The organism is Leeuwenhoekiella nanhaiensis, assembly GCF_002744755.1.
In the GTDB taxonomy this organism is placed as follows: domain Bacteria; phylum Bacteroidota; class Bacteroidia; order Flavobacteriales; family Flavobacteriaceae; genus Leeuwenhoekiella; species Leeuwenhoekiella nanhaiensis.
This window is the reverse complement of record NZ_KZ319324.1, coordinates 1-2,338: the sequence shown is the minus strand read 5'-3', so window position 1 is coordinate 2,338 and position 2,338 is coordinate 1. Positions and strand designations below refer to the sequence as shown.

At 41.1% G+C, this 2,338-nt stretch carries 3 protein-coding genes; all 3 read right to left on the bottom strand.

The features are described from left to right. Positions 1-49 precede the first annotated feature (49 nt). The gene (locus CJ305_RS19205) at positions 50-367 is read right to left on the bottom strand and encodes an antibiotic biosynthesis monooxygenase family protein (protein ID WP_099647836.1); all 318 of its coding nucleotides are present in this window, start codon (positions 365-367) and stop codon (positions 50-52) included. Between the two features lie 110 nt (positions 368-477). Further along, complete coding sequence (locus tag CJ305_RS19200; protein WP_099647835.1) at positions 478-945, bottom strand: hypothetical protein; 468 nt, start codon at positions 943-945, stop codon at positions 478-480. Then, complete coding sequence (locus CJ305_RS19195; RefSeq protein ID WP_099647834.1) at positions 935-1,987, bottom strand: isoaspartyl peptidase/L-asparaginase family protein; 1,053 nt, start codon at positions 1,985-1,987, stop codon at positions 935-937. Before CJ305_RS19195 ends, CJ305_RS19200 begins: the two co-directional genes overlap by 11 nt. Positions 1,988-2,338 lie beyond the last annotated feature (351 nt).

The following is a 2,338-nucleotide window of genomic DNA, read 5'->3' as shown; positions in this document are numbered from 1 at the left end:
CGCAGCTCATGTGTGAAGGGATTTTCTTTTTATACATAGTCAGCACATTTTATTCTGCGCTGCGCTTAAAACGATATTCACGTTCCACTTTACAAACACGCACGCTGTAGGTGTCGTACCAGGTTTTCTTTCCCAGGTGCTGGGCTTTTAAATGATCAAGGTTATTTTTCCAATTGAGGATATCTGATTCGGTTTGCCAGTAAGAGATGGTGATCCCTATAGCGCTTCGGGCGTGGTCCATTCCTAAATAACCCGCTTGCTGCTGAGCAAGGTGTTCCATTTGTGTGGCCATTTCACTATAACCTAAAGTATTTTCGCTTTGCGTGGAAGTGAAGATAACAGCGTAGTAGGGTTTGAATTCTTTCACGATTTAAAAGTATTTCCCGAGTCGTGTTTGGTTAGAGGCTTTGCCTCATCAAGATTGTCCAATACCTGTTGCGCGGCTATTTTGGCCTCATTGACGTAGCCGCTATCTCCCTATATGATGTATTCTAAGTCTTTACGGGATTTTGTTTGATATTGATTGATGAATTTTTGAATTTTTTGTTGTTCTCTTTTCTGCTCCAGCTGAATTTCTTCTTCCAGGGAAGATTTATGAGGAAAAACGGAATTAAGTAAATCTTTATTAGTGGCTAAAAAGGCGATGGTAAGTGTAATAAAGCTAATGTTAAGGCGAAAAAACACAAGAGTGAAAGTTAATTTCACAACAAAGGGATCATAGAGGTTTAAAATACCCCCCGCAAGCGCTAGTGTAAATACAACAACATAGTATTTTTTGTTTCTTAAGTATAAGAACAATGAGCTGCTTAATACGGCAAATCCTATATAATAATCAAGTGATAAGGAGTTGCCGCTGACGACAATTAAGAGAATTGATATTATGAAAAGTACAATGGCTATGAGTAATGCAGTGAGCTCAATGTAATTAATTTCTTCAGTCTTCATTCTCCCCATAAATTCCCAGAATAAGTTCACCCTGATCGTTCATATACGCGCGGTACATCCCTTCGGTGTTGAATTCCATCGATGGATTGCCGTAATGATCAAGTGCGACAATACCACCGGTGCCACCCATTTTGGTAAGTTTTTCCTGAATTACATTATGCGTAGCCTCGGTAAGGCTTTTACCGGCATATTCCATTTGTGCGCTGATGTCGTAAGCGACCTGCCCACGGATAAAGTATTCTCCCCATCCGGTTGATGAAACCCCACAGGTCGCATTGCTGGCATAGGTGCCGCTACCTATAATGGGAGAATCGCCAATGCGATTATATCTTTTATTGGTCATTCCGCCGGTAGATGTCCCTGCGGCAAGATTTCCGTTTTTATCGAGAGCCACACAACCTACGGTTCCAAACTTTTCGTCTTTAATAAAGGGATCAATAAAAGCAGAAGAAGCACTTACCGAATCTTGTTTCTCACGTTCCAGAATACGCTGTAGGGCGTCGTAGCGGTTTTGGGTAAAAAAATACGAAGGATCTACGAGTTCAACTCCGCGTTCTTTTGCAAAAGTTTCCGCTCCCTCGCCGCTCAACAACACGTGATCTGAATTGACCATCACCTCGTAGGCCAGATTGATGGGGTTTTTAATGGTGGTAACGCCGGCAATCGCACCTGCATTGAGGGTTGCACCGTCCATAATCGAAGCGTCGAGTTCGTTTTTACCCTCATGGTTAAACACAGCGCCTTTTGCCGAATTGAACAAGGGCGAGTTTTCCATCACATTAATAGTACGTTGCACGGCCTCAAGGCTGCTGCCTCCATCTTCCAGAATTTTATAGCCGGTTTGTATGGCTTCGGTAAGTGCTGCTTTGTAAGCCCGCTCCAGGGAGTCGGTCATATTCTTTTTCAGGATTGTTCCCGCGCCGCCATGTATGATGATGGCAAATTCCTGCTGTTTGGGAATTTCGGGAGTTGTTTCCTCTTTTTGATTTGTATTGCACGCGATTACTAAAAAGCTTAGAAGTAAGATGGAAAGGGTTCTCATGGTTATGACAGGTTTATGTCTAAAAATACGATGTTTCCGTCTTATAATAAATAGATAGCAGTCAATCCGGTTTATTTAAATAGCTATCCCTCTTAAAACCAGCGGCTAAGCTCCTGTAGTCAGGCTTCAATTTCTTACATCGCGCNATAAAAGACGTTTTTATACATAAAATGATCGATAAAGTGCGCAAAACCTCAATTAAACGATTTAGTACTGTATGATCAAATAACGACAAAAGACACTTTAAATAGCTGAAAAGTGTTAAAGTTTGAATAATTACTGTTAAATTTCGACCTATAATCGATGAAATACACAAAATTACTGTTGAAAGGTTGTAGGAACAAAAAATCC

Excerpts from the sequence above, each read along its gene's own strand:
- CJ305_RS19195 (WP_099647834.1), bottom strand. The coding sequence starts at position 1,987 with ATGAGAACCCTTTCCATCTTACTTCTAAGCTTTTTAGTAATCGCGTGC.
- CJ305_RS19200 (WP_099647835.1), bottom strand. The coding sequence starts at position 945 with ATGAAGACTGAAGAAATTAATTACATTGAGCTCACTGCATTACTCATA.